The sequence below is a fragment of the Microtetraspora malaysiensis genome, assembly GCF_050947145.1.
GTDB classification, from domain to species: Bacteria; Actinomycetota; Actinomycetes; order Streptosporangiales; family Streptosporangiaceae; genus Microtetraspora_A; species Microtetraspora_A malaysiensis.
Genome location: NZ_CP191998.1, coordinates 8,610,176 through 8,636,574 on the forward strand (window position 1 = coordinate 8,610,176; position 26,399 = coordinate 8,636,574).

Below are 26,399 nucleotides of genomic sequence, written 5' to 3' on the forward strand. Positions count from 1 at the left end.
TCACGCTCTCGCTGCCCAGGCGAGAGCTGGGCGAACCATTCAACGGTAAATGATCCATAACGATGTCGCGCGTTCTGGTCCACAGCCCTCATCCCCGGGCCGATCCCCGGTCATGGGCCCCGTGCTCAGATCCGGTTCTCACCCCGGTTGGCGGCGGCGACGAGCGGCAGGACCCGGTACGGCACGGGCGAGTCCAGCGCGATCACCGACGATGTGCGCACGACGCCGTCCACGTCGACGATGAGGTCGATGACGCGCTGGAGGTCGGCGTTGCTGCGGGCGACCACGCGGCACAGCATGTCGCCGCCGCCGGTGATGGTGTGGACCTCCAGCACCTCGGGCACGAGGGCGAGCCGGTCGGCGACCGGGCTGTGCCCGCTGACCTGCCTGATCTGCAGCGTCACGAAGGCCGTCACGCCGTACCCGAGGGCGGCGGGATCGATGTCGGGGCCGTATCCGGTGATCACGCCGCGCGCCACCATGCGGTCGAGCCGGGCCTGGACGGTGCCGCGGGCCACGTTGAGCCGCCGGGAGCACTCGAGGACCCCGATGCGCGGCTCGGCGGCGAGCATGGAGATGAGCCGTACATCGAGCTGATCGATCGTCACAACGTGCTCCCAGATCCGCGAGTGATGACTGGGCAGATTGTCTACCGATTTTGTCATGTATTGCACACTTTGGCCATCGTGACGCTGATGTCGAAGGTGGTGGCCGACGGCACCCGCAAGGTCAAGTTCCCGCTCAACGAGCCCGCCCCGTCGCTCGGTTTCGGCAAGGGCAACTTCAAGGCGCTCTTCGAGGCGATCGAGCGCGAGCAGGCGCTGCGCGGAATCCTTTAGCGATTTTGCCCCGCTGGGGCTTTCGGGCGGGCGGAGCCAGGTGACCAAAGGGGCATGGAACCACCGTTTCCGCCTGAAGGCGAACCGCGACCCGAGCCGCGGACTCCGTGGGAGCCGCCACCCCTGGGGCCCGCGGCTCCCTCGCTCGCCGGACGCTGGCGTCGTCTGTTCGCCGGCATCTTCGACATCGTCATCGTGGCGATCATCTCCTCGCCGCTCGTGTGGACGTCGTGGCACATCGTCAAACACCCGCAGAACGGCACGGTGACCCTCGTCGACGTCACCCACACCTATCTGGCGAGCATCGTCGGCTTCCTCTATTACTGGCTCTTCCACGCGTACTGGAAGGGCCAGACACCGGGCAAGAAGATCTTCGGGATGCGCGTCGTGCGCGAGAACGGCGAGCGCATCGGCGTGGGACAGGCCGCCGTCCGGCAGCTCACCGAGGTCGTGCTGGCGTGGCTGTGCTGCCTCTGGATCATCGACCTCGGCTGGATCGTGGTCGACGCCAGGAAGCAGGCACTGCACGACAAGACCGCGGGAACCCTCGTCGTGGACGCCTGACGACCGGCCGCGCCGTTGCCGGGCACCAGGTCTCCCAGGGTGCCCGCTCCCTCGCATACGCTGGCTCGATGATGGCCGCACGCCGACTGACCACCACGTTCGCCACGCTCGCCCTGATCTCGGTGATCGGGTGCGCGCCCTCCGAGGGAGCCGTGACGGCTCCCGCCCACGGCGGCAGTGCCTCCGGTGGCGGGGCCGCGGCCTCGCCCGGCGCCCCTCTGGAGCGTTCCGACACGGTGGGCGCTCCCGGCATCGGCGACCCGGCGTTCCCGCTCGACGGCAACGGGGGGTACGACGTCGGGCACTACACGCTGAAGCTGTCCTACGATCCGGCGTCCAAGCTGCTCGCGGGGAGCGCCCAGATCCAGGCCACGGCCGTGCAGAACCTGTCACGGTTCGACCTGGACCTGCACGGATTCACGGTGAGCCAGGTGACCGTGGGCGGCTCGGAGGCCAGGTTCGCCCGCGAGGGCGACGAGCTGGTCGTCACCGCGCCGACGATGATCGTCAAGAACGCGCCCTTCACGGTCACGGTCCACTACTCCGGGGTGCCCGACCCGGTGCGCAACTCCTCCAACCTGGGCACGTACGGGTTCATCCCGACGCCGGACGGGTCGTTCGTGACCTCCGAACCCGACGGGGCCAAGACGTGGTTCCCGTCGAACGATCACCCGTCCGACAAGGCCACATACGACTTCGAGATCACCGTTCCGCAGGGCGTGACCGCGATCGCCAACGGCGAGCAGACGGCCCCGCCCAAGACGAGCGGCGGGAAGACGACGTTCGTCTGGCGTGAGAAGCACCCCATGGCGAGCTACCTCGCGACCATGACCACCGGGAAGTTCGACGTGCGCACCGGCACCTCTCCCGGCGGCATCCCGGTCTACGCGGCGACCGACCCGAAGTACCGCGACGCGCTCGACACCCTGTATACGAAGACCGCCGAGATCACCGACTACTGGGCGACCGTCTTCGGGCCGTACCCGTTCTCCTCGACCGGCGGAGTGATCGACGACTTCAACGCCGGGTACGCCCTGGAGAACCAGACCAAGCCCATCTACGGCGGCTTCACGCCCGACACCGGCATCATCGCGCACGAGCTGGCGCACCAGTGGTTCGGCGACAGCGTGAGCGTCAAGCGCTGGCAGGACCTGTGGTTGAACGAGGGCTTCGCCACGTACGCCGAGTGGCTGTGGTCCGAGCACACGGGCGGGGCGACCGCCGAGCAGATGTTCCGCAACGCGTACGCCAACAAGACCAACGCGATGTGGACCTACCCGCCGGGCAAGCCCCGGCCCGAGGACCTGTTCAACGACGCGGTCTACACCCGGGGCGCGCTGGCGCTGCACGCCCTGCGCCAGAAGATCGGCGACACCACGTTCTTCACGCTGATCAAGAAGTGGACGGGGACGTACAAGTACGGAAACGCCACGACGGCCCAGTTCATCGCCATGGCCGAGCAGACCTCCGGCAAGAAGCTGGGGCCGCTGTTCGACGCGTGGCTCTACCAGCCGACCCGCCCCACGCTGGGCTGACCGCCGGACCACTCATAAGCACATAGCGGGACCCCGCCCGGATCACTCGACAGGAAATTAGGTTAGCCTTACCTTTGTTCCTGTCCTTGTTGCCGGGCTATGGGGTGATTTTGGGATGCCCTCCCGAGGGTCTGCGACGACGGCGGTGTCGGGGCTCGTGGCCCTCGCGATCGCCGTCGGCGTCGTGGCGATGCTGTCGATCGGCGTGGGCAGCCGGTTCATCCCGCCGGACAGCGTGCTGAGCGCGGTGTTCTCGCCGGGAGGCGGGTTCTACAACAACGTGATCTGGGAGCTGCGGATCCCCCGGACCGTCGCCGGCCTCGTCATCGGCGCCGCGCTCGGGCTGTCCGGGGCGGTCATGCAGGGCCTGACGCGCAACCCGATCGCCGACCCGGGCATCCTCGGCGTCCACGCGGGCGCCGCCTTCGGCGTCGTCGTGGCGATCTACGTCTTCGGGCTGCTGGACTTCCGGGCCCACGTCGGGTTCGCGTTCGCCGGGGCCGCCCTCGTCAGCGCCGCCGTCTGGCTGGTCGGCTCACGCGGCCGGGACGGCGCCACGCCGGTCAAGCTGGCCCTCGCCGGCGCCGCGATCAGCGCTTTCATCGGCTCGGCCACCTCGCTGGTGCTCTACGCCGACTCGACGGCCTTCGACGAGTTCCGCTTCTGGAGCGTCGGCTCGCTCGCCGGGGCGAAGGCGGACCTGCTGCTCGCCGCGGCGCCGTTCCTCGCGGCCGGCGCTCTGCTCGCGTTCGGCGTCATCCGCGGCCTCAACGCCCTGTCCATGGGCGCCGATGTCGCCCGCTCCCTCGGGCAGCGGGTGCGCCTGGTCCGGGCCGCCGCCGCGCTCGCCGTCGTCCTGCTCTCCGGCACGGCCGTCGCCGCCGTCGGGCCGATCGGGTTCGTCGGGCTGACCGTGCCGCACGTCGCCCGGGCGCTGGCCGGCCCCGACCACCGCCGGGTCCTGCCGTACTCCGCGCTGCTCGGGCCGCTCGTGCTACTCGGGGCGGACATCGTGGGCCGGGTGGTCGCGATCCCCTCGGAGGTTCAGGTGGGCGCCATCACCGCCGCGGTGGGTGCTCCGGTGTTCATCTGGTTCGTCCGCAGAAGGACGGTGCGCGAGCTGTGACGGCGTCCCTCGACCGCGGCGCGGTGGACCCCGCCGCGGACCCGGCCCTCGGCCGCGCTCTTGACCGCGCTCTCGATCGGGCCCTGGGCCGCGCCGTACGCGGGCCCGGGTTCTCCGCCCGGCTGGCCCCGCGCGCCCTGCTCGTCGCCTCCGCCGCGCTGGCCGTCCTGCTGGCGCTGGCCGTCGCGTCGATCTGCTTCGGCGACTATCCGCTGCGGTTCGACCAGGTCGTGGACGCGATCTTCGGCGGCTCGGGCGGCCAGTCGTACATCGTGCAGCGGTTCCGCCTGCCCCGCGCGGTCGGCGGGGCGCTGGCGGGCGCGCTGCTCGGACTCTCCGGCGCCGTCTTCCAGACGCTCGCCAGGAACGTGCTCGCCAGCCCCGACGTCCTCGGCGTCGAGACCGGCGCCGCGCTCGTCACCGTCGTCCTGATGACCCTCGGCCTCACCGGTACGGCGGCACTGACCGGGGGCGCCTTCGCCGGGGCCGCCGTGGCCACCGCCGCCGTCTACCTCCTGGCGTACCGGCGCGGGATCAACGGGATGCGGCTGATCCTGGTCGGCATCGGGGTCAACGCGTGCGTCACCGGCGGCACGTCGTACGTCCTCATGCTCGCCGAGGTGCACACCGCCGAGCGGGCGCACAACTGGACCCTGGGCGGCTTCAACGGCCTCGGCTGGGAGCAGGTCGCGGTGCTCGCGGCCGGACTCGCCGTGACGCTGCCGCTCGCGACCGGGCTCGCCGCCCGGCTGCGCACCCTCTCGCTCGGCGACGGCGTCGCCCGCGCGCTCGGACTGCCCCTGGAACGTTCCCGGCTCCTGCTCGTCGGGACCGGCGTGCTGGCCGCGGCCGCGTCCGTCGCGGTCGCCGGGCCGGTCGCGTTCATCGCGCTCGTCGCGCCCCAGATCGCCCGGCGGCTGATCGGCAGGCCCGACGGCGGCCTGGTCACGTCCGCGATCTTCGGCGCGCTGCTCGCGGTGGCCGCCGACTTCGCCGGACGGCAGCTCGCCGGCGACGCGGAGATCCCCGTAGGGATCGTCACCGCCCTGGCCGGCGGCCCCTGGCTCGTCTACCTGCTGATGAAGCGCGGCTCAAGGAGTACCGATGGATGACGAAGCGCTCGGCGCGCGCGGCCTGGTGGTGGGCTACCGGGGCCACGAGGTGATCGACGGGCTGGACCTCGCCCTGATGAGGGGCCGGATCACCGCGATCATCGGCGCCAACGGCTGCGGCAAGTCGACCCTGCTCCGGGCGCTGTCCCGGCTGCTGCCCAGCGAGGGCACCGTCGTCCTGGACGGCCGGGACACCGCGACGCTCTCGACCCGGGAGATCGCCCGGCGGCTCAGCGTGCTGCCGCAGGGGCCGTCGGCGCCCGAGGGGCTCACCGTCGCCGACCTGGTCGCGCGGGGCCGCTACCCGCACCAGAAGTGGCTCAGGCAGTGGTCGGAGGCCGACGAGGCCGCCGTCCGCGAGGCGCTGGAGCGTACCAACATGACGGCGTTCGCCGGGCGGCCGGTCGACGAGCTGTCCGGCGGCCAGCGGCAGAAGGCGTGGATCGCGATGGCCCTCGCGCAGCGGACCGACACGGTGCTGCTCGACGAGCCGACGACGTACCTCGACATCGGCCACCAGGCCGAGGTGCTCGACCTCCTCGTCGAGCTCAACGTCTCGGCCGGGCGGACGATCGTGCTCGTCCTGCACGACCTCAACCAGGCCGCGCGGTACGCCGACCGGGTGATCGCCATGGAACGGGGCCGGATCGCCGCCGACGGGACGCCCGACGAGGTGATCACCCCCGAGACGCTGCGCGCCGTCTTCGGCGTCGAGGCGCACGTGGTGGCCGACCCGCACTCGGGCGCACCGCTGGTCATCCCCGCCTCCGTGCCACTGGCCGTACGCCGCACCGGCACCTCTTGATCCCCCTTACCGAAAACCGACGAGCTGAGGAGACGACCTGATGAAAATGTGGAAGGCCGCCAGGATGCGGACGGCGCTCGCGGCGGGCGCGCTGGCGACGCTGTCGCTCACCGCGTGCGGTGGCGGCGAGACGTCCGGCGCCGCCGGCGCGGGCGACACCCGCCAGGCCGCCCACGCGTACGGCACCAGCCAGGTCCCGGCCGCGCCCAAGCGCGTGGCCGTGCTCGGCGACGAGGCGCTCGACTTCGCGATCGCGGCGGGCATCACGCCCGTCGGCGTCACGACGACGCGCGGCCTGGAGACGCCCAACCCCTACCTCGCCGACAAGGTGAAGGACGTGCCCGTCGTCGGCAACGTACGGGAGGTCAACTACGAGGCCCTGGCGAAGACGGGCCCCGACATGATTGTGGGCAGCGCGACCGGCGTGGACGAGGCGGCGTACAAGGAGCTGAGCCGCATCGCCCCGACCGTCGTGATCGGCGATCCCGCGGCGCAGTTCCGGCCCTGGCGCGACATCGTCACTGAGGCCGGAACGGCGTTCGGCCGGGCCGAGGTGGCGACCAAGCTCGTCTCCGACGTGGAGGCCGAGCTGGCCACGGTCAAGTCGTCGCTCGGCGACGTCGCCGGGCGCAAGGCGGTGCTCATCCGCTGGGGCACCGACGGCCCGACCCCGATGTACCGCGGCCTGCAGTCCGCGCAGCTCCTCGGCGAGCTGGGCTACGGATTCCCGAAGATCGTGGATGTGGAGAAGGGCGGCCACGGCGCGACCCTGAGCATGGAGCGCCTGGACGAGATCGACGTGGACCACGTCTTCATCAGCGCCCTGAACCCCGAGGCGGACACCGCGCTCGCGCAGGCCAAGTCCTCGCCCACCTGGCGGTCACTGGACGCCGTCAAGAACGACCGCGTCGTGACCGTGCGCAACGACCTGTGGAACAACAGTTCCGGCGGCCTCGCCGCCCTGGAGTTCCTGAAGGACTTCACCGCCAAGATGGTCACGAACAAGGGCTGATCGACGGGGACCTCCCGGGCGCCACCACGTGCGGCACCCCCTAGCCGAAGGTGAGTTTGTAGCCGTCGCGGCGCAGCGCGGCGAGGACCTCGTCGCAGTGCGCGGGCCCCCGGGTCTCCAACTGGAGCAGGACCTCGGCCTCGTCCAGGTGCAGGCGCGGCGCGACCCGCTCGTGCACCACGTCGAGCACGTTCGCGCCGAGGTCGGCGAGCCGGGTCAGCAGCGCCGCCAGAGCGCCGGGCCGGTCGGTCAGCCGGATCCGGAACGCGAGATAGCGGCCCGCCGCCGCGAGGCCGTGCCGTAAGACCTTGGCCAGCAGCAGCGGGTCGATGTTGCCGCCGGACAGCACCGCCACCACCGGCGGCTCGAACGCGTGCGGGTGGTCGAGCAGGGCGGCCACCCCGGCGACCCCCGCGGGCTCCACGACCAGCTTCGAGCGTTCGAGGCAGAGCAGCAGCGCCCGGGACAGGGACTCCTCCGTGACCGTCACGACGCTGTCCACCAGGTAGTGGATCAGTTCGAACGGCAGCTCCCCCGGACGGCCGACCGCGATGCCGTCGGCCATCGTGGACATGGGCTCCACCATCACCGGATGGCCGGCGGCGAGCGACTCGGGGTAGGCCGCCGCCCGCTCCGCCTGGACGCCGACGATCCTGATGCCCGGGCGCAGCGACTTCACCGCGAGCGCCACGCCCGCGGCGAGGCCGCCGCCGCCGATCGGCAGCACGATCGTGCCGACCTCGGGGTACTGCTCCAGGATCTCCAGGCCGATCGTGCCCTGCCCGGCCACCACGTCGGGGTGGTCGAAGGGGTGGATGAACACCGCCCCCGACCGTTCCGCGTCTTCCTTGGCGGCCTGGAGCGCCACGTCCACCGTCTGCCCCGCGAAGACGACGTCCGCGCCGTACGCCCGGGTGGCCTCGATCTTGGGCAGCGGAGCGCCCTCGGGCATGTAGACGACCGACTTCGCCCCCAGCAGCCCGGAGGCGAACGCGACCCCCTGGGCGTGGTTTCCCGCGCTGGCGGCGACCACGCCCCTGGCCCGCTCCTCGTCGGTGAGCCGCGCGATCCTGACGTACGCGCCGCGCACCTTGAAGGATCCGGCGCGCTGGAGGTTCTCGCACTTGAGACGGACCGGGCCGCCGAGCATCTCGGACAGCACCCGGGACTGTACGACCGGGGTCTGCACGATCACCCCGTCGAGAACCTTGCGTGCGGCGACGACGTCGTCGTACGACACCTGTGGGACACCCATGGCGGAAGTCTGCCATTCGGACACCGGTCGCCATGCGGCCCACCCACCCCGTGTCGCACAGGGCTCACGCGGGAGGGACGGCGCCGCGGGGAACGGTCAGCTACCGGGCGGAGGGGTGGCGTCGCCGACCTCGAACGCGTCGGGCTGGTCGGCCACCTGGCACGGCTTGGCGGGACCGTCCGACAGCTGGCCTCTCATCTGCCATTCGACCCCGGGCTTGCCGGTCGGCTTCACCTGGTTCTCCGCCACCTCGATCACCACGACCTGTCCGGGCTTGATGTACTCCGGATGGATCGTGATGCCGTCCTTTGGCTGGATGGCCTTGTAGGAGGGCGTGCCCTCCATCTTCTTCCGGACGCTCGCCTCAACCACCGGGTCCTTGCTCGAGAGTTCCTCCGGTGTGAACGAGGGATCGTCGCCCTTCACCGGCGTGACCCGGGTGTTGCCGCAATGCTTGCCCAGGGGCAGGTAGGTGACGTCGGCCGTGATGCCCATGCCGGCCAGGTCCTTCTCGACCTGGTCCGGGTCCCGGAGTTCGTTGATCTTGAGGTTGATCGTGCCGTCGGGGTGCTTCGTCAGCGCGTACGCGGGGGTGCCGGAGCCCATCACCATCGGCACGGCGACCGCCGCGGCCGCGGCGACCCCGAGGACTCCGGCGGCGGCGAAGAACCGGCGGCCGGTCGCCCGGCGCGCGCTGGCAGGAGCGGGCCGCGCCTCCCGCCGGGCGGCCATCTCGGTCTTGAGCTCGGCGAGCAGGCGGTCTTCGAAATTGTCGTTCATCGCTGTCCTTCCATGACGAGTGGCGGCACGACGCCGGGGATCTTCTGGAGCGCGCGGCGCGCGCGGTGGAGCCGGACGCGGGCCGTTCCCTGGCGGATGCCGAGGGCGGCCGCCGCCTCCGCCGGGCTGAGGCCGTCCACGGCCACCAGTTCCATGAGGGCCCGCTCGTTCTCCGGCAGCCCGGCCATGGCGTCCATGGCGCGCCGGGCCGGTGACTCCGCGTCGATCCGCTCCTCCAGGCGCGCGATGTCGTCGCCTTGGAGCAGCCGGCGCCCCGCGATGCGGCTGTTCGCGCGCAGCTCCCTGGCCGAGCGGCGCCGCTCGGCCAGGAGGGTGTTGCGCGTGACGCCGTACAACCAGGCGATCTCGCTGCCCTTTCCCGGGCGGTAGGTGTGCGCGGAGTCGAACACCGCGAGGAACACTTCGGCCGTGAGGTCGGCAACCGCGTGGGGGTCCCCGACCCGCCTCCCGAGGAACCGGGTCACGGCTTCGAAATGGCGCCGGTAGAAGGCTTCGAATGCCTCGGGATCATCGGCGATGTCCGCCAATCCCTTCTGTTTCAGGCGCACCGGTGTCTCTCCTTGGTCGTCCGTCCGAATACGACCATGCTTGGACGAAGCCGTACCGACCGTTACAGGAAACCTGGACGGCCCGCCGCGGCGGCATGGCCGGACCCGACCCGTCAGGAGCGCTCCATGGACCTGCGACACTGGCTCGACCAGGCCGTGACCGCCAGCGAAACCTGGTCCCGCGCCTTCGGGCAGGTCACGCCGCATCCCTCGCTGCTGGTCGACGACGAGCGCTTCGGCGCTGCGTTCGCGCTGTTCAGCGAGCGGCTGCGGGACAACTACCCGTTCTTCCACCCCCGGTACGCCGGGCAGATGCTCAAGCCGCCGCACCCGGCCGCGGTCGTGGGCTACCTGGCCGCCATGCTGATCAACCCCAACAACCACGCGCTGGACGGCGGCCCGGCCACCGCCGCCATGGAGCGCGAGGTGGTCGCCCAGTTGGCGACGATGTTCGGGTTCGACACCCATCTGGGGCACCTCACCACCAGCGGCACCATCGCCAACCTGGAGGCGCTCTTCGTGGCCAGGGAGCTGCACCCCGGCCGGGGCGTCGCCTACAGCACCGAGGCCCACTACACGCACAGCCGCATGTGCGGCGTCCTCGGCGTCGAGGGGCACCCGGTCCCGGTGGACGCGCGGGGCGCGATGGACCTCGACGCCCTGGAGGAACTGCTGCGCGAGGGGCGGGTCGGCACCGTGGTTCTCACCACGGGCACGACGGGGCTCGGAGCGGTCGATCCCGTCCACGAGGCGCTCGCCCTGCGCGAGCGGCACGGCGTACGGATCCACGTGGACGCCGCCTACGGCGGCTTCTTCACCCTGCTGGCCGGCGCGGACGGGCCGGAGGGCCTGCCCGCGGCCCCATGGCGGGCGATCGCCCAGTGCGACTCGGTGGTGGTGGACCCGCACAAGCACGGGCTCCAGCCGTACGGCTGCGGCGCGGTGCTGTTCCGCGACCCGTCGGTGGGCCGCTTCTACCTCCACGACTCGCCGTACACCTACTTCACCTCGGAGGAGCTGCACCTCGGGGAGATCAGCCTGGAGTGCTCCCGGGCGGGCGCCGCCGCGGCCGCCCTGTGGCTCACCTTCCAGCTCCTCCCACCCACCCGGGACGGGCTGGGCGCGGCCCTGGCCGCCGGACGGCGCGCGGCGCTGCGCTGGGCCGACCTGATCGAGAAGTCCGCGCACCTGGAGCTGTACCAGCGGCCGGAGCTGGACATCGTCGGCTACTTCCCGGTGACCGAGCCCGCCGCGCTGAGCCGGATCGACGCGGAAAGCGCCCGGATCCTCCAGGAGGGCATGGCGGACGCCGAGGATCCGATCTTCGTGAGCACGCTCCGGGTCAGCGCGGAGGCCATGGCGGCCCGGCATCCGGAGATCGTCCGGGACGCCGACGGGGCCCGGATCCTGCGCAGCGTCCTGATGAAGCCCGAGTCCGAGGACTACGTGGACCACCTGCACGAACGGCTGGAACGGCTCGCCCGCGCGTGACCTCGGGTCTCCCACAGCTGTAACTCTCGTGAACCCTTTCGCCAAGTAGCGGCAAGAGCGAGTAGAGGGTGCCGGCCGGCGCGAGACATGAGGTCCCGCGTAAAGATTCCGGCCGCCTCGCGCCTGGGGGGATCCATGTCGTCAGCTGTCTTTGCGCTGCCCGAAAACAGCGGCATCGGCCAGGAAAACCCGACACGGGACCGGCATTTCGCGCTGATCGTGGTGCTGGTGCCCGCCGTCGCGTTACGCGTGCTGGCGATGGTCGGATATCAGCCGGTGCTCTGGTTCTGGGCCGACTCGTTCTCCTATCTGGCCGCGGCGGCCGACCCTGTCCCCAGCCCCTACCGGCCGCTCGGGTACCCGCTGGCCCTCGCCGCCCTCGGACCGGCGCGCAGCCTCGCCCTGGTGGCGGCCGTGCAGCACGTCCTCGGCCTGGCGGCAGGGGTCGGTGTCTACGCGCTGCTGCGACGGCGCGGGCTGTCCGGATGGACCGCGACGGTCGTCATCACGCCGTTGCTCTACGACGAGTTCGTGATCCTGCTCGAACACATGGTCATGGCGGACGCGCTGTTCACCGTCCTCGTGGTGAGCGGGATCCTGGTACTGCTGACAAAGGTCACCCCGGCGACGGCGGCGATCGGCGGGACGCTGCTGGGAGTCGCCGGGCTCACCAGGACGATCGGCGTGCTCCTGCTCGTGCCGGCGGCGGGATATCTGCTGCTGCGCCGTACCGGGTGGCGGTGCCTGCTCAGTTTTGTCGTGGCGGGGTCCAGCCTGCTGACCGCGTACGCGGGCTGGACGTACGCGAAGACGGGCACGTTCGGCCTGACCAGGGCGGACGGGCTCTTCCTCTGGGCCCGCACGATGACCTTCGCCGACTGTGACGCGGTGCGGCCGGAACCCAGGCTGGCCGTGCTCTGCCCACGCACTCCGGTGTCCGGCCGTCCGGCGCCCGCGTTCTGGCTGTGGAGTTCATGGTCTCCGCTTCATGCCCTGCCTCGCGGGGTCGACAAGAACCTTCTGGCCGGGAGGTTCGCCCACGCGGCCATCGCGGCGCAACCGGGCGACTACCTCGCCGCCGTGGGCACCGACCTTCGGCGACTGCTGCGCTGGGAACGCACGACGGCCAGGAGCCTGTCCGTCAAGAAGACCAACCCCTACTGGTTCCCCTTCGAAGAGCGTCCGCTTCACGACTCGGTCCGGAAGACCGCGGAGTCCTACCAGGGCGGCCCCGCGGCGACGCGGATCATCGAGCCGTTCGCGGGGTGGCTGCGCGCCTACCAGCGATTCGGATATCTACCGTTTCCGCTGCTCATGCTGCTGCTCGGAGGCGCGCTCGGCACGGCTGTGGTGAGACGGCGCCATGACGCTTTGCTGCCCGCGCTGGCCGCGGCCGTACTCACCCTGGCGCCACCGTTCCTGAGCCAGTTCGATGTCCGCTATGTCATCCCCGCCATCCCGCTGACCTGCCTGGCCGGCGGTCTCGCCATCGCGAAACGCCCGCCGCGCCGCGAAAGCCGCCCCAGAGCCCCCGGCAACGCCCGGCCGCGCCTTCGGCGGATCGGCGCGGTCTGTCAGGCCCGGCCTACGACGAGAAGACCAGGATGGATGCGGTGAATCCGTGCACGTGGTTCTGCCCGGACACCGGACCCAGCTCTCCGGCGGCGAAGAACCCGGCCACGCCGATGGGCCCCAGCGTGTCCCGTACGGCGAGGGCGTCGTGGTCGGCCGAGCCGAACATGGCCGACCCGCGCCCGTTGCAGGAGAACAGCAGCGCGCCGTCCACCCGGCCGCCGGTGTTCACGTGCTCGTCGAGCGTGTGGTAGAGGTCCTCGTCCGCGGTTTCGGCGTCCCTGACCTGGAAGCGGACGGTCCGGCCGATCTCCACGACGTCCCCGATGGCGACCGCCTCCCGCTCGGGGTCGATGCCGAGCACACCCCTGATGAGGAAGTCTCCGCGTTCGTGGCGTTCGGCGTACTCGTCCATGGCGAGGCCGATCTGGAGCCCGGAGGCGACCAGCTCGCGGTCCGCCTCGCCGAGCCCGCTCACGATGTCCTCGAGCCGGGCGAGCGCCGGCTGGCCGGCCAGTTCGAGCAGCAGGTTCTCCTCGGCCCGGGTGACCACCATCGTCGGCCCGATCGGGCGGCAGCCCTGGCTCACCACGGTGCTCACCTTCACCGGCCCGCCCAGGATGACCCCGATGGCGCCCTCCGTGTACGTCTCGCCGTCCGCGAAGAGGCGTACCGAGTCGCGGCCGGCCAGGGCGTTGGCGAGGCCGCCGGTGATCGGCAGGTTGCCGAGCACCTCGGCCGAGTGCTCGACGAACGCGTCCGTCGGGAAGCTGTAGGGGTCGGCCAGCAGGATGGCGACCTTGTCCTCCGGCCCGCGTTCTGGCAGGCCGATGACCACGAAACGGTCCTCGGTGCGGAGCGTCTCCAGGGCGAAGGTCGTCACCTCGGCGTCGCCGAGGGAGGCGGCCCACGCGCTCACCGCCGGCCGGAGCTCCACCCCCTGCGCGTCTCCGATCACGCCGGTGGCGCTGCACCCGATCACGTGCGCGTCCGAAACCAGGGACATGGCGCGCTGTCCGGCCCGCGTGACGTCGTCGGCATCGTCCCCGCAGATGAAGAAGCACACCAAATCGGGCCGTCCGGACAGCCCGGCGAGGGCCTGCCGGATGGCGGCCTCGGCCGTCTCCACGAGATCCGTGCCAACGGCGAGACCATCGGCGAATCGGCTTGTCAAAACCGCCATCGTCTCGCCCCCTCCTGTCGACACTCCCAGGTCACCATAGTGTCCCGAATTGCCCTCTTGCCCGATTCTCCCCACTGCGGGGGGTTCAACGCACAACGGGCGTCACGCAATAGTCGAGATCCCGACGCCTACCCGGGTGCCGGATCTCCCGGCCGCGACGTAGTCTCGACTCCGTGCACGAATCGCCCGCACCTGCTCCCAGCACTCTGCGCGAGCTGCGCGAGAGTGGACACGCCCATCGGACCGTGAAAGCCGAGATCCGCGAGAACCTCCTCGCCCGGCTGCGCTCGGGCGAGCCGCGGTTCCCCGGCATCGTCGGCTTCGACGACTCCGTGCTCCCGCACCTGGAACGCGCGCTGATCGCGGGCCACGACCTGGTCCTCCTCGGCGAGCGCGGCCAGGGCAAGACCCGGCTGATCCGCACCGTCGCCGGGCTGCTCGACGAGTGGACGCCGGTGGTCAAGGGCTGCGAGATCAACGACCATCCCTACGCCCCGGTCTGCGTACGGTGCCGGCGGCTGGCCGCCGCGCACGGCGACGACCTGCCCGTGTCCTGGCGGCACCGCGACGACCGCTACGGCGAGAAGCTCGCCACCCCGGACACCTCGGTGGGCGACCTCATCGGCGACGTGGACCCCATCAAGATCGCCGAAGGCCGCACCCTCGGCGACCCCGAAACCGTCCACTACGGCCTCGTGCCGCGCACCAACCGGGGCGTCTTCTCGGTCAACGAGCTGCCCGACCTCGCCGAGCGGATCCAGGTCTCGCTGCTCAACGTGCTGGAGGAGCGCGACATCCAGGTCCGGGGGTACAACCTGCGCCTGCCGCTCGACATCCTGCTCATCGCCAGCGCCAACCCCGAGGACTACACCAACCGCGGCCGCATCATCACGCCGCTCAAGGACCGGTTCGGCGCGGAGATCCGTACGCACTATCCCCGCACGATCGCCGACGAGCTGGTCCTGATCCGGCAGGAGGCCGGGCTGCGCGAGCTCGGCGCCGACCTGCCCGACCATCTTGTCGAGGTCATCGCCCGCTTCACCCGGCTGGTACGCGAGTCCACCGCGGTGGACGCCCGCTCCGGCGTCTCCGCGCGGTTCTCGATCGCCGCCGCCGAGACCGCCGCCGCCTCGGCCGTACGACGGGCCGCGCTGGTGGGCGAGGAGCGCGCCGTGGCCCGGGTGTGCGACCTGCCCGGCGTCGTCCACACGCTGCGCGGGAAGGTCGAGTTCGAGGTGAGCGAGGAGGGACGCGAGGTCGAGATTCTCGCCCACCTGCTGCGCCGGGCGACCGCCGAAACGTTCCGTGGCTCGTTGGGCGGGATCGACCTGTCCGCGCTGCTCACCCGGTTCTCCGACGGCGCACAGGTGGAGTCCGGCGAGCTGGTGCCCGCCACCGAGCTGCTGCGCCGCATCGGCCGGGTGGAGGGCCTGTCGCGGATCATGTCGGCGCTGGGCATGGGCGAGGGCGACGAGTCCCCCGGCCACGCCGCGGCGACCCTGGAGTTCGCCCTCGAAGGCCTGTATCTCATGCGCCGCCTCTCCAAGGACGAGTCGGCCGGGGGCAGCGTCTACCGGACATGACCTGATCGTGACCTTCGCCGCACAACCTTTCCGGCGACGGGGCCATCTCAATCAGCGCAACGATCGCTGAAGAGCAGAGGAGCCCCCATCATGATCAGCCAAGGCCGCGTCCCGCTCTCGGTCGCCGCCCTGGTCGCGGTCGCCCTGACCTCCGGCGCCCAGGCCGCCGAGGGCGCCACGGCCCAGCGGGCCACGAGCGCGGCCGGCGCCGTCCAGGCAGCCTCCACCCGCACCGTCTACGGCTTCGCCCGCCCCGACGGCGCGGGCGCGATGATCGTCAGCCCGAGGAAGGCGACGCGTACGGGCACGCGGTACCGCCTCCTGCCGATCGCCTCCGCCAAGGAACTACGGATGGCGTACGGATCGTCGCTGGACTATCGCCGGGTCACCACCGCCTGCGACCTCAAGGAGACCGAGGGCTCCGTCGCGATCGACGCCAAGGGAATCGGCACCACCCGCTGCACCGGCAAGGACCTGTCGTTCACGCTCAGCCTCGGCCCCGTCCCGGTCGTGGTCACGTACGACCCGGCCACCGGCGCCGCGACCCGGGTGCGCGAGATCCTGAACCCGCTGGACGCCCCCACGAGCGCGTTCGGCATGGCCTCCGGAGGGCGGGGCGCCGTGACGTTCACGCCCTACAAGGTGAAGCGGGTGCCGAACATGGGCTACTCCTTCATGAAGAAGGCGGGTGCCCCGATCGCGCTGCCGTACAACGGGATGGTGGTCTTCTACCGCACCGGGCGGTCCTGCGCCGACAACTCGCAGCAGCCCACCACGACCGACCGGAACGGCGTCGGCACGCGGCGCTGCACGGCCGCCGACCTCACCCGCGCGCTGCGCGCGCTCAAGACGATCCAGGTGAAGGTGGACTATATGAAGGCGAGCCGCGAGCTGATGGAGATCCGCGAGATCTACCCCTGCCAGGGCGACACCTGCGGGTGACCCGCTCCCGGACAGACGCGGTTCCCGTGGTGGACGTTCGCTGCGCCGTCCGGAAGCTCCGGTCCTCACGAAGCCCGCTTCGCTGGGCCTTCGCTGCGGTCCTCACTCCCGCCCGCGCCGCTCTCTCATGTGCCGCAAGGGGCGGCCAGGCCGTCGGTTTCTGAGGCTTCTCTGCCGATCCGGGGACCGGAGAACCGGCCGCGTAGCGGGTAGCGTGGTGGCGTGGCTTACCGGTACGGGGAGTATCACGACGGGCCTGATCCACTGGCTCCGCCATACGACGTACGTGAGGCCCTGGACGAGATGGGCGACGCCGTCCTCTCCGGGGCCACGCCTCTCGACGCGCTGCGCGACCTGCTGCGGCGCGGCCTGCCCGGCGCCCCGGAGCGGCGCGGGCTCGACGACCTGCTCCGCCAGGTGCGGCACCGCCGTCGCGAGCTGCGCTCGGGGTCCCGGCTCGACGGGACGCTGGAACAGGCCCGTGCCCTGCTCGACAAGGCGATCGGGCAGGAGCGGGCCGAGCTGCGGCGAGAGCCCGGCGCCGCCCCCTCGGAGGACACGGGCTTCCGTGAGGCGCTCCTCGACGCGCTGCCCTCGGACACCTCGCGGGCGATCCGCGAGCTGGCCTCCTACGACTGGCGCTCTCCGGAAGCGCGGCGCACCTTCGAGGAGCTGCGCGACCTGCTGCGCAGGGAGATCCTCGACAGCCGGTTCCGCGGCATGCGCGACGCCCTGGCGAACCCCGACCCCGCCGCCATGGAGCGGGTCCGCCACATGCTGGCCGACCTCACCGACATGCTCGAACGGGACGCCCGCGGACAACACACCCCCCACGACTTCGCGGAATTTATGCGGAAATACGGGGACATGTTCCCGGAAAATCCGCGCAACCTTGAGGAGCTCGTCGACCAACTCGCCCGCCGGGCCGCGGCGGCGCAACGGCTGCTGGCGTCGCTCACCCCCGAGCAGCGGGCCGAGCTGGCCGGGTTGATCGAGCAGACCCTGGAGCAGGCCGGACTGTCGGAGCAGATGCGCCGGCTCGGCGAGAGCCTCTACGCCCGCCGCCCCGACCTCGCCTGGGACACCCCCGAGCGGTTCTCCGGCGAGACCCCGATGGGCATGGGCGACGCCGTGACGGCCCTGCAGGAGCTGGCCGACCTCGGCGAGCTGGAGTCGGCCCTCCGGCAGGACTACCCGGGGGCCCGGCTGGACGACGTCGACGAGGAGGCGGTCCGCCGCGCGCTCGGCCGGTCCGCGGTCGACGACCTGGAGGCCCTCCGCCGGATCGAGCGCGAGCTGGAGTCCCAGGGATACCTCCGCCGCCACCGCGGCAAACTCGAACTCACGCCCAAGGCCGTACGCCGGCTCGGCGAGACCGCGCTCCGCCGCGCCTTCTCCTCGCTGGAGTCCAGCCGCCGCGGCGACCACGACCAGCGGGACGCCGGTGCCGCCGGCGAGCTGACCGGCTCCACCCGCCCCTGGCGGTTCGGCGACGAGCAGCCCGTCGACGTGGTCCGCACGATCGTCAACGCCGTACGGCGCGGCGGCGGCGCCCCGATCTCCCTCTCCGTGGACGACTTCGAGGTCGTGGAGACCGAACGCCGGTCGGCGGCGGCGGTCTGCCTGCTGGTGGACCTGTCGTACTCGATGGCCCTGCGGGGCACCTGGGCGGCGGCCAAGCAGACGGCGCTGGCCCTGCAGGCGCTGGTGGCCTCGAAGTTCCCGCAGGACGCCGTGCAGATCATCGGCTTCTCGAACTACGCGCGGGTGCTGCGGGCCGACGAACTGGCCGGGCTGGAATGGGACATGGTCCAGGGCACGAACCTGCACCACGCGCTGCTGATCGCCGGCCGCCACCTGGACCGGCACCCGGACTTCGAGCCGGTCGTGCTGGTCGTCACCGACGGCGAGCCCACGGCCCACCTGATGCGCAACGGCGTCCCCCGCTTCGACTGGCCGCCGTCCCCGGAGACCCTCGAACTCACCCTCGCCGAGGTCGACAAGATGACCCGGCGGCGGGCGACAATCAACGTGTTCATGCTGGCCGCCGACGAGCGGTTGCGCGACTTCGTCGACGAGGTCGCCCGGCGCAACGGGGGCCGGGTCTTCTCCCCCAGCGCCGACCGGCTCGGCGAGTACGTGGTCAGCGACTTCCTGCGCAGCCGCCGGGCCCGATAGCGACGGCGCGACGGTCCCGGCGGCGGCCCTGCTCCCGATCCGATCACCTGACGAGATAGCCTCGGCCACATGTCGGTTTTGGACAAGGTGCTGCTATGGCTGCACGTCGGATTCGCGATCTTCGCCATCGGCCCGCTGACCGCAGTGACGAGTTCCGTTCCTCGTTACATCCGCACGCGTGACCTCGGTGTCCTGCGCTACCTGCGGCGGAGCACCCGGCTCTTCGGGGTGCTGACGTTGGGCGTGTTCATCACCGGGTTGATCCTCGGCGGCAGCGACCTGGGCGCGCCGTGGCTCTCGGCGTCGATGACGCTCTTCGTTGTCGCTGGCGTGCTCATGGTCTTCATCGAGCGAGACCAGGGCGCCGCCATCCGGGCTCTGTCAAGCGAGAGCCCGGAGGACGACGCCAGGGTGCAGATCGGCAGGATCGCCGCCATGGGCGGCATCGCCGCCGTGATCTGGCTGGTGATCCTCTTCCTGATGGTCTTCTTCGCCTCGACGCGCTAGTGCCTCGGTCACGACACTAGGAAGTGCTTCGTGGATCTTTTCGGCCTACTGCGAGGCATCCATCCGGCCGATCCTCGCTACAGCAGAGATCCACGAAGCAGGTTCTGATCGTCAGCCGAGCGCCCGGGACAGGTCGGCGAGCAGGTCGTCGGCCGTCTCGATGCCGACAGACAGGCGGACCAGGTCGGCGGGCACCTCCAGCGGCGACCCGGCGGCCGACGCGTGCGTCATCCGTCCCGGGTGCTCGATCAGCGACTCGACGCCGCCGAGGGACTCACCGAGCGTGAACAGCTTCGCCTGGTTACACACCTCGACCGCGGCCTGCTCGCCTCCGGCGACCCGGAACGACACCATCCCGCCGAAACGCCGCATCTGCTTGGCCGCGACCTCGTGGCCCGGGTGCTCGGGCAGCCCCGGGTAGAGCACCTGCGTCACCTTCGGGTGGGACGTCAGCAGCTCGACCACCCGCTCGGCGTTGTCGCAGTGCCGCTCCATCCGCACGGCGAGCGTCTTGAGCCCGCGCAGCGTCAGCCAGGCGTCGAACGGCCCGGCCACCGCGCCCATGGCGTTCTGGTGGTAGGCGAGCCGCTCACCCAGCTCGGCCGACGCCGCCACCAGCGCGCCGCCGACCACGTCCGAGTGGCCCCCGACGTACTTGGTGGTCGAGTGGATCACCACGTCCGCGCCGAGCCCGATCGGCTGCTGCAGGTACGGCGAGGCGAAGGTGTTGTCCACGGCGAGCAGCGCCCCCGCGTCGTGGGCGACCGACGCCAGCCCGGCGATGTCGGCGATGCCGAGCAGCGGGTTGGTGGGCGTCTCCACCCAGATCACCTTGGTCTCGGGGCGCACCGCGGCGCGGACGGCGTCCACGTCGCCGATCGACACCGGCTCGTACGCCACGCCCCACCGCTCCAGGACCTTGGCGAACAGCCGGAACGTGCCGCCGTAGGCGTCGTCCGGGATCAGGACGTGGTCGCCGGGGGCGCACACGGTCCGCAGCAGGGTGTCCTCGGCGGCGAGCCCGGAGGCGAACGCCAGCCCGCGGGCGCCTCCCTCGACAGCGGCCAGGCACTCCTCCAGCGCGGTCCTGGTCGGGTTGGCCGACCGGCTGTACTCGTAGCCCGCGCGCAGCCCGCCCACGCCGTCCTGCTTGTACGTGGAGACCGCGTAGATCGGCGGCACGACGGCCCCGGTGTGCGGATCGGCCTCCTGGCCGGCGTGAATGGCCAGCGTCTCGAAACCCTCGTTCATCGCGAACGCAACCTTCCCAAGTAGTTCAGCCCGACGTCCCACTCGTTCGTCCGGCTCGATCTCGTCGCCCCGCCGGACGCGTCAGTTCGACGCGAGGAACGCGAGCAGGTCCTGACGGGTGAGCAGGCCGACCGGCTTGCCGTCGTCGAGGACCACGGCCGCGTCCGCCTTCTCCAGCGCCTCGACCGCCCGCGAGACCGGCTCGCCGAAGCCGATCATCGGGAGCGGCGCGGACATGTGGTCGCCCAGCGGGTCGTCGGAGGAGACCTTCCCGCGGTAGAGGCCCTCCAACAGGTCGCGCTCGATGATCGAGCCGACCACCTCGGCCGCCATGACCGGGGGCTCCTCCTTCATGACGGGAAGCTGGGAGACGCCGTACTCGCGCATGATCGAGATGGCCGTGCCGACCGGCTCGTGCGGGTGGACGTGGACGAACTCGGGCAGCCCCGCGCTCTTGCGGCTCAGCACGTCGCCGACCAGGCCCTCGTCCGTGGACGTCGTGAGGAAGCCGTAGTCGGCCATCCACTCATCGTTGAAGATCTTGGAGAGGTAGCCGCGGCCGCTGTCGGGCAGCAGCACGACCACGACGTCGTCCGGCCCGGCGTTGCGGGCGACCCGAAGCGCGGCCACCACGGCCATGCCGCAGGAGCCGCCGACCAGCAGCGCCTCCTCGCGGGCGAGGCGGCGGGTCATCGCGAACGAGTCGCGGTCCGAGACCGCGATCACCTGGTCGCAGATCGTCGTGTCGTAGGTGGCGGGCCAGATGTCCTCGCCCACGCCCTCCACCAGGTACGGCCGGCCGGTGCCTCCGGAGTAGACCGAGCCCTCGGGGTCGGCCCCGATGACCTTGACCCGGCCGCCCGAGACCTCCTTGAGGTAGCGACCGGTGCCGCTGATCGTGCCGCCCGTGCCGACGCCGGCGACGAAGTGGGTGATCCGCCCCTCGGTCTGCTCCCAGATCTCCGGACCGGTCGACAGGTAGTGGCTGGCCGGGTTCTCCGGGTTGGAGTACTGGTCGGGCTTCCACGCGTTCGGCGTCTCACGCGCCAGCCGGTCCGACACCGAGTAGTAGGAGTCGGGGTGATCGGGCGAGACGGCCGTCGGGCAGACCACGACCTCGGCGCCGTACGCCCGGAGCACCGCGATCTTGTCCTGGGCGACCTTGTCCGGGCAGACGAACAGGCACTTGTAGCCCCTCTCCTGCGCCACGATGGCCAGGCCGACGCCCGTGTTGCCGGAGGTCGGCTCGACGATCGTGCCGCCGGGCTTCAGCGCGCCGCTCCGCTCCGCGGCCTCGACCATCCGCAGCGCGATCCGGTCCTTCACCGACCCACCGGGGTTGAAATATTCGACTTTGGCGAGCACCTGCGCGGGCAGCCCCGCCGTGACCTTGCGCAGCCGGACGAGCGGGGTGTCACCTATGAGCTCGATCAGTGAATCGTGTACGCGCACCGCGAAGACCGCCTTGGTTTACCGAAGCTTTGTCAGCCTGCCTGAAGCCGTCATCCCGAGGGGGTGGCCGGAACTGGGCTAGTTTCTCTACCAAAAGGTACCGTCACAAACAGGAGAGCAGGTGCTCTGGACGCCGGGAGCGGCGCGTGCCGCGCGCCGGATCGCCACCGCGGCCGCGATGGGCGGCGGGGGCCTGACGGCACTGGGAGTCGCGACATACGGCCTGCTCATGGCGGAGGCGCTGATCGCCCGCCGGATCGTTGGCAACCCCCACGGCATGGACGGCCCCGCCTCCGACGGCCTGTACGGCGACTTCGAGGGCGACCCGATCACCATGGTCATGCTGGGCGACTCGACCTCCGTCGGGCTCGGTATGACCCACCCTGACAAAACCCCGGCGGTCAACCTCGCCAACGGCCTGGCCGCCGTCGCCGAACGCCCGGTGCGTCTCACCGTCGTCGGCCAGTCGGGCGCGGCCTCCGCCGAACTCGGCCCCCAGGTGGACCGCGCGCTCGCCGCCCACCCCGACATCGCGGTCATCTTCGTCGGCGCCAACGATGTCACCACCGCCACGCTCCCCGCCCATGCCGTACGGCACCTGCAGAAGGCGGTGCGCCGGCTGCGCGAGGCCGGGGTGGAGGTGGTCGTGGGGACGTGTCCGGACCTGGGCTCGATCCGGCCCATCCCGCAGCCCCTGCGCTGGGTCACGCGCCGGTGGTCCCGGCAGCTCGCCGCGGCGCAGACCGTGGCGGTGGTGGAGGCGGGCGGCCGGACGGTCGCGTTCGCCGACCTGCTCGGACCCGAGTTCGACACGAACCCTGCCGAGATGTTCGGCCCCGATCGCTATCACCCATCTGCCAGAGGTTACCTACAGGCCGCGTACACAGTGCTACCGTCTGTATGCGCCGCGTTGGATTTGTGGCCCGAGCCCGAGCCCCAGCGCGTCGAAGGTTCGCAATACCTTTTGGCGGCAATGGCCGTGGAAGAACCCGGCACCGAGGTCAGCGCGACCCGGGTCGCCGGCCGGGCGGTCGGCCCCCAGGGACGGTGGGCGACGCTGCTCCGCCGACGTCCCGGGCCGATGTCCGAGAGCGCCTGAAGCCGGTCACCTTTCGCGACCTGGCCGTCACCCCCAGTAGGAGTGATATGAACCGGCCCCACGCGAAAGTCACCCTCACAATCGCCTCCGCCGCCCTGCTGACCAGCGGGGCCCTGGCCGGCTGCTCCCAGAGCGACGCCGCCGCCGCGAAGAAGTACCCCACCTGGCAGAACTCCGAGGTCAACGCCGTCAGCCGCATCACCACCGGGGCGGGCGTGGCGGCGACCACCTCGATGAAGCCGGACGGCACCCTGGAGACCGTCGCGCTCGACGAGGAGACCGGCAGGAAGCTCTGGTCGACCCCGGCGACGATGACCGGCCGGCTGCCCGGCATGGGCGTCCAGCCCCCCGCGATCGTCGACGCCGGGAGCAGCCAGACCGTCGTCGCCGCGATCGACCCCGTCAAGCAGGGCCAGTGGAACGCCACCCTCGTCACGAGGGACGCCCACACCGGCCGGCAGAAGTGGACCAGGCCCGTCCACTCGACGTTCGGGCCCCAGCAGTGCGGGCCGTACATCTGCCTGTCGGAGCACACGGCACTCAGCACGGCCCGGCTCGTCGTGCTGGACCCCCTGACCGGCAAGACGATCTGGCGGCTCCCCGGCATCGCCGAGGTGGAGTGGTCGGATCCGAACCGCGTCGTGCTGCTGCGTCTCGCGTCCCACCCCGTGCTGGAGGCGCACGACATGAAGACCGGCAAGTCGCTGTGGCAGTTGCCGGTCGAGCAGGCGCTCGGCGAGGGCGTCAACATGTCCGGCGGCTGGTCCTTCGGCTCCACCGGGACCACCCTGGTCGGCTACGTCGCCCCGTACACCGACACGCGCACCAAGAAGACCTCGCCGTTCGGGCTGTTCTCGGTCCGGCTCACGGACGGCGTCCTGGAGTGGATGCGGCCGTCGGTGGTGCGGGTCTACCCCAGCGGCAACCCGGCGCTCTCGCCCGTCGTCCGCCCCGTCGACCAGCAGGGCCAGTACGGCGGCTTCGCCCGGCTGAACGGCGAGTCCGGGCGGGTGGTCGGCCAGATCACCGCGGCGCAGGTGCCCGGAACGGGCTGGTGGCTCGCCTTCCCGCCGAAGATGGAGACGCTGGGCTTCCTCAAGCACAGCGCTCCCGGCACCGCCTTCAACATGATCAACGGTGAGCCGGCGGACGTGAAGGGCGCCAAGGGGTGGTCGTTCTGTGTGACCGACCCGCAGCCGCTGAAGCTCACCGGCGTCTCCCCCGGCTTCTACTCGATCGCGGCGCTGTGCGAGTTCGACCTGGCCACCGGCAAGCGGATGGACTCCGCCGACACCCCGCCCACGTGGTTCACCGGCAGCCAGAGCGGCTGGCGGATCTGGCGCGACGAGAAGGGCGGGCTCCACGCGATCAAGGACGGGACGACCACATCTCCCGGCATGTACGGCTGACCGTAGAAAGTTCTGTTTTGCGGCCCCCCGGGGGATGGCAGCCGCGCTACCCCGGGGTAACCTCCGCAGAATAGGACTAGGAGCGTCTGACGAATGCCGCCCAGGGCTTGGTTGGTCAGACGCGACGCAGGCAGGAGAGCCCCATGCCCGAGGCAGTCATCGTCGCGACGGCCCGCTCGCCGATCGGACGCGCTTTCAAGGGATCGCTGAAGGACATCCGCCCGGACGACCTCACCGTTCAGATGGTCCGCGCCGCGCTGGCCAAGGTCCCCCAGCTCGACCCGAACAACATCGACGACCTGATGCTCGGCTGCGGCCTGCCGGGCGGTGAGCAGGGCTTCAACATGGGCCGCGTCGTCGCGACGCTGCTCGGGCTGGACGGCGTGCCCGGCACCACGATCACCCGCTACTGCTCCTCGTCCCTGCAGACCACCCGGATGGCGATGCACGCGATCCGGGCCGGCGAGGGCGACGTCTTCGTCTCCGCCGGGGTGGAGTGCGTCTCCCGGTTCGCCAAGGGCAGCTCCGACAGCCTGCCCGACACGCAGAACCCCCTCTTCGCGGGAGCGGCCGCCCGTACGGCACGGCTGGCCGAGGGCGGCCAGGACTGGCACGACCCCCGCGAGGACGGCGCGCTGCCGGACGTCTACCTCGCGATGGGGCAGACCGCCGAGAACGTGGCCCGCCTCAAGGGCGTCTCGCGGCAGGAGCAGGACGAGTTCGGCGTCCGCTCGCAGAACCTGGCCGAGAAGGCGATCGCGAACGGCTTCTGGGAGACGGACATCACCCCGGTCACGCTGCCCGACGGCACCGTGGTGAGCAAGGACGACGGGCCGCGCCCGGGCACCACGTACGAGGCGGTGTCCCAGCTCAAGCCGGTCTTCCGCCCCGACGGCACCGTCACCGCGGGCAACTGCTGCCCGCTGAACGACGGCGCCGCCGCGGTCGTCATCATGAGCGACACCAAGGCGGCGTCCCTCGGGATCACGCCGCTCGCGCGGATCGTCTCCACCGGCGTGACCGGCCTCTCGCCCGAGATCATGGGCCTCGGCCCGATCGAGGCGTCCCGGCAGGCGCTCGCCCGGGCCGGCATGTCCATCGGCGACGTCGACCTCGTCGAGATCAACGAGGCCTTCGCCGCCCAGGTCATCCCGTCCTATCGCGAGCTCGGCATCGACATCGACCGGCTCAACGTCAACGGCGGCGCGATCGCGGTCGGCCACCCGTTCGGCATGACCGGCGCCCGCCTCACCTCCACGCTGCTCAACAGCCTGCGCTTCCACGACAAGACCATCGGGCTGGAAACCATGTGCGTCGGCGGCGGCCAGGGCATGGCCATGATCGTCGAGCGGCTGAGCTGAGCGTCAGCCCCGGAAGTCGGGACCGGCGCGGTCGATCGCGATACGGATGATCACCCGCCGATCCCGCTCCATCGCGGCGCGGTAGTCGTCCCAGTCGGGGTGCTCGCCGCTGATGCCGCGGTAGTAGTCCACCAGCGGCTCCATCGCGTCCGGGAGCGAGATGATCTCCGCGGTGCCTGCGATCTGCACCCATTCGCCGTAGAAGGCGTCGGTGGTGACGGTGAGGAACACCTGGGGGTTTCGGCGCAGGTTGCGGGTCTTGACCGCCGTCTCGCGGCTGCTGACGACGGCGTATCCGTCGCCGTCGAGGCCGACGCTGACGGGCGACATCTGCGGCCGCCCGTCAGCGTGCCAGGTGAGCATTACTGCGCGGTGATTGTTCTTGAGGAACTCGCGTGCCTTGTCCACGTCCATGGACACAATGATGCGCCCGCGCCGGGACGGCGCGGGCGCAGGCGAGAGATCAGAACTGCCGACCCCTGCGACGCCGCTCGTGCTCCAGCACGATGGCGACCGCGTAGCCGTGCGTGAGCCCGTGCTCGTCGGCGAGCCAGTTGGCCCGCTCGTCGCATCGCAGGAATGACGGGCCGTTGTCGATCGTCTGGAACCACTCGGGGAGGTCGCGTCCGGTTATCGTCGGAACACGGGCGATGAGCTTGGTCTGGGTCTCCGGTGAGTGGTTCAACGTCATGAGCACCTCCACGGATAAGGCTCCTTTGGGCTCGACACTGCCTCACCCGTCCCGGCTTGACAAGACCTCGACGGACATCGTTT

General features: G+C 71.1%; 25 protein-coding genes. 16 read left to right on the forward strand and 9 right to left on the reverse strand.

The features are described 5' to 3' along the window. Positions 1 to 125: 125 nt before the first annotated feature. A complete protein-coding gene (locus ACQP1V_RS40155) occupies positions 126 to 608 on the reverse strand; it encodes an Lrp/AsnC family transcriptional regulator (RefSeq protein ID WP_433416427.1) in 483 nt (160 codons plus the stop codon). Positions 609 to 686: 78 nt separating this feature from the next. Between ACQP1V_RS40155 and ACQP1V_RS40160 the strand changes: the two genes are divergently transcribed. The 7 genes from ACQP1V_RS40160 (at position 687) to ACQP1V_RS40190 (ending at position 6,993) form a co-directional block, all read left to right on the forward strand. Further along, positions 687 to 839 (forward strand): hypothetical protein, encoded by a 153-nt coding sequence (locus tag ACQP1V_RS40160; RefSeq protein WP_433416430.1) that lies wholly within the window; start codon positions 687 to 689, stop codon positions 837 to 839. A gap of 54 nt (positions 840 to 893) precedes the next feature. Continuing rightward, positions 894 to 1,403 carry an RDD family protein gene (locus ACQP1V_RS40165; RefSeq protein ID WP_387409154.1) on the forward strand — a complete coding sequence of 170 codons (510 nt, stop codon included), beginning with the start codon at positions 894 to 896 and terminating at the stop codon, positions 1,401 to 1,403. A 68-nt stretch (positions 1,404 to 1,471) separates the two neighbouring features. Further along, positions 1,472 to 2,938 (forward strand): M1 family metallopeptidase, encoded by a 1,467-nt coding sequence (locus ACQP1V_RS40170; protein WP_433416433.1) that lies wholly within the window; start codon positions 1,472 to 1,474, stop codon positions 2,936 to 2,938. Between the two features lie 115 nt (positions 2,939 to 3,053). After that, positions 3,054 to 4,064, forward strand: coding sequence for a FecCD family ABC transporter permease (locus ACQP1V_RS40175; protein WP_433416436.1), 1,011 nt, complete (start codon positions 3,054 to 3,056; stop codon positions 4,062 to 4,064). After that, positions 4,061 to 5,176: a FecCD family ABC transporter permease gene (locus ACQP1V_RS40180; protein ID WP_433416438.1), complete on the forward strand. Its 1,116-nt coding sequence runs from the start codon at positions 4,061 to 4,063 to the stop codon at positions 5,174 to 5,176. The genes ACQP1V_RS40175 and ACQP1V_RS40180 overlap by 4 nt, the downstream gene beginning before the upstream one ends. After that, the gene (locus ACQP1V_RS40185; protein WP_433416440.1) at positions 5,169 to 5,981 is read left to right on the forward strand and encodes an ABC transporter ATP-binding protein; all 813 of its coding nucleotides are present in this window, start codon (positions 5,169 to 5,171) and stop codon (positions 5,979 to 5,981) included. Before ACQP1V_RS40180 ends, ACQP1V_RS40185 begins: the two co-directional genes overlap by 8 nt. A gap of 40 nt (positions 5,982 to 6,021) precedes the next feature. Next, a complete protein-coding gene (locus ACQP1V_RS40190) occupies positions 6,022 to 6,993 on the forward strand; it encodes an iron-siderophore ABC transporter substrate-binding protein (RefSeq protein ID WP_433416442.1) in 972 nt (323 codons plus the stop codon). Between the two features lie 40 nt (positions 6,994 to 7,033). Here ACQP1V_RS40190 and ilvA read toward each other — a convergent pair whose 3' ends face one another. The 3 genes from ilvA to ACQP1V_RS40205 form a co-directional block, all read right to left on the reverse strand. Next, a complete protein-coding gene (ilvA, locus tag ACQP1V_RS40195) occupies positions 7,034 to 8,248 on the reverse strand; it encodes a threonine ammonia-lyase (RefSeq protein WP_067135383.1) in 1,215 nt (404 codons plus the stop codon). A gap of 96 nt (positions 8,249 to 8,344) precedes the next feature. Beyond that, entirely contained in the window at positions 8,345 to 9,028 is a 684-nt protein-coding gene (locus ACQP1V_RS40200) for a hypothetical protein (protein ID WP_433416445.1), read from the reverse strand. Continuing rightward, positions 9,025 to 9,597 (reverse strand): RNA polymerase sigma factor, encoded by a 573-nt coding sequence (locus ACQP1V_RS40205; RefSeq protein WP_433416448.1) that lies wholly within the window; start codon positions 9,595 to 9,597, stop codon positions 9,025 to 9,027. Before ACQP1V_RS40205 ends, ACQP1V_RS40200 begins: the two co-directional genes overlap by 4 nt. Positions 9,598 to 9,723: 126 nt before the next feature. Here ACQP1V_RS40205 and ACQP1V_RS40210 point away from each other — a divergent pair, with 126 nt between their 5' ends. Together ACQP1V_RS40210 and ACQP1V_RS40215 are read left to right on the forward strand one after the other, a co-directional pair. Further along, complete coding sequence (locus ACQP1V_RS40210) at positions 9,724 to 11,088, forward strand: pyridoxal phosphate-dependent decarboxylase family protein (RefSeq protein WP_433416451.1); 1,365 nt, start codon at positions 9,724 to 9,726, stop codon at positions 11,086 to 11,088. A gap of 135 nt (positions 11,089 to 11,223) precedes the next feature. Continuing rightward, on the forward strand, positions 11,224 to 12,705 hold the full coding sequence (locus tag ACQP1V_RS40215) for a hypothetical protein (RefSeq protein ID WP_433416453.1): 1,482 nt from the start codon (positions 11,224 to 11,226) through the stop codon (positions 12,703 to 12,705). On the opposite strand, the gene ACQP1V_RS40220 is transcribed toward ACQP1V_RS40215, so the two are convergent. Then, entirely contained in the window at positions 12,674 to 13,843 is a 1,170-nt protein-coding gene (locus ACQP1V_RS40220) for an FIST signal transduction protein (protein ID WP_067135376.1), read from the reverse strand. The genes ACQP1V_RS40215 and ACQP1V_RS40220 overlap by 32 nt on opposite strands. 173 nt (positions 13,844 to 14,016) lie before the next feature. On the opposite strand from ACQP1V_RS40220, the gene ACQP1V_RS40225 reads away from it, so the two are divergent. The 4 genes from ACQP1V_RS40225 to ACQP1V_RS40240 all read left to right on the forward strand — a co-directional run bounded on the left by ACQP1V_RS40225 (position 14,017) and on the right by ACQP1V_RS40240 (position 19,053). Then, a complete protein-coding gene (locus tag ACQP1V_RS40225) occupies positions 14,017 to 15,426 on the forward strand; it encodes a sigma 54-interacting transcriptional regulator (RefSeq protein WP_433416456.1) in 1,410 nt (469 codons plus the stop codon). 90 nt (positions 15,427 to 15,516) lie between these two features. Further along, the gene (locus ACQP1V_RS40230) at positions 15,517 to 16,368 is read left to right on the forward strand and encodes a hypothetical protein (RefSeq protein WP_433416459.1); all 852 of its coding nucleotides are present in this window, start codon (positions 15,517 to 15,519) and stop codon (positions 16,366 to 16,368) included. 222 nt (positions 16,369 to 16,590) lie between these two features. Next, positions 16,591 to 18,546, forward strand: coding sequence for a hypothetical protein (locus ACQP1V_RS40235; RefSeq protein WP_433416462.1), 1,956 nt, complete (start codon positions 16,591 to 16,593; stop codon positions 18,544 to 18,546). Between the two features lie 69 nt (positions 18,547 to 18,615). After that, positions 18,616 to 19,053: a DUF2269 family protein gene (locus ACQP1V_RS40240; protein ID WP_433416465.1), complete on the forward strand. Its 438-nt coding sequence runs from the start codon at positions 18,616 to 18,618 to the stop codon at positions 19,051 to 19,053. Positions 19,054 to 19,164: 111 nt separating this feature from the next. Here ACQP1V_RS40240 and ACQP1V_RS40245 read toward each other — a convergent pair whose 3' ends face one another. Together ACQP1V_RS40245 and ACQP1V_RS40250 are read right to left on the reverse strand one after the other, a co-directional pair. Beyond that, positions 19,165 to 20,304, reverse strand: a complete 1,140-nt coding sequence (locus ACQP1V_RS40245) for a cystathionine gamma-synthase (protein ID WP_433416467.1) — start codon at positions 20,302 to 20,304, stop codon at positions 19,165 to 19,167. An 81-nt stretch (positions 20,305 to 20,385) separates the two neighbouring features. Further along, positions 20,386 to 21,756 carry a cystathionine beta-synthase gene (locus ACQP1V_RS40250; protein WP_433416470.1) on the reverse strand — a complete coding sequence of 457 codons (1,371 nt, stop codon included), beginning with the start codon at positions 21,754 to 21,756 and terminating at the stop codon, positions 20,386 to 20,388. Positions 21,757 to 21,877: 121 nt separating this feature from the next. On the opposite strand from ACQP1V_RS40250, the gene ACQP1V_RS40255 reads away from it, so the two are divergent. The 3 genes from ACQP1V_RS40255 (at position 21,878) to ACQP1V_RS40265 (ending at position 25,625) form a co-directional block, all read left to right on the forward strand. Beyond that, on the forward strand, positions 21,878 to 22,855 hold the full coding sequence (locus tag ACQP1V_RS40255; protein WP_387409137.1) for an SGNH/GDSL hydrolase family protein: 978 nt from the start codon (positions 21,878 to 21,880) through the stop codon (positions 22,853 to 22,855). Positions 22,856 to 22,902: 47 nt separating this feature from the next. After that, positions 22,903 to 24,264: a PQQ-binding-like beta-propeller repeat protein gene (locus ACQP1V_RS40260; protein ID WP_433416474.1), complete on the forward strand. Its 1,362-nt coding sequence runs from the start codon at positions 22,903 to 22,905 to the stop codon at positions 24,262 to 24,264. Positions 24,265 to 24,407: 143 nt separating this feature from the next. Next, positions 24,408 to 25,625: an acetyl-CoA C-acetyltransferase gene (locus ACQP1V_RS40265; protein ID WP_433416477.1), complete on the forward strand. Its 1,218-nt coding sequence runs from the start codon at positions 24,408 to 24,410 to the stop codon at positions 25,623 to 25,625. A 3-nt stretch (positions 25,626 to 25,628) separates the two neighbouring features. Here the strand turns inward: ACQP1V_RS40265 and ACQP1V_RS40270 are convergent, their stop codons facing one another. Both ACQP1V_RS40270 and ACQP1V_RS40275 read right to left on the reverse strand, forming a co-directional pair. Beyond that, positions 25,629 to 26,039, reverse strand: a complete 411-nt coding sequence (locus ACQP1V_RS40270) for a PPOX class F420-dependent oxidoreductase (protein ID WP_433416480.1) — start codon at positions 26,037 to 26,039, stop codon at positions 25,629 to 25,631. 49 nt (positions 26,040 to 26,088) lie between these two features. Beyond that, on the reverse strand, positions 26,089 to 26,316 hold the full coding sequence (locus ACQP1V_RS40275) for a DUF4287 domain-containing protein (protein ID WP_067135593.1): 228 nt from the start codon (positions 26,314 to 26,316) through the stop codon (positions 26,089 to 26,091). Positions 26,317 to 26,399 lie beyond the last annotated feature (83 nt).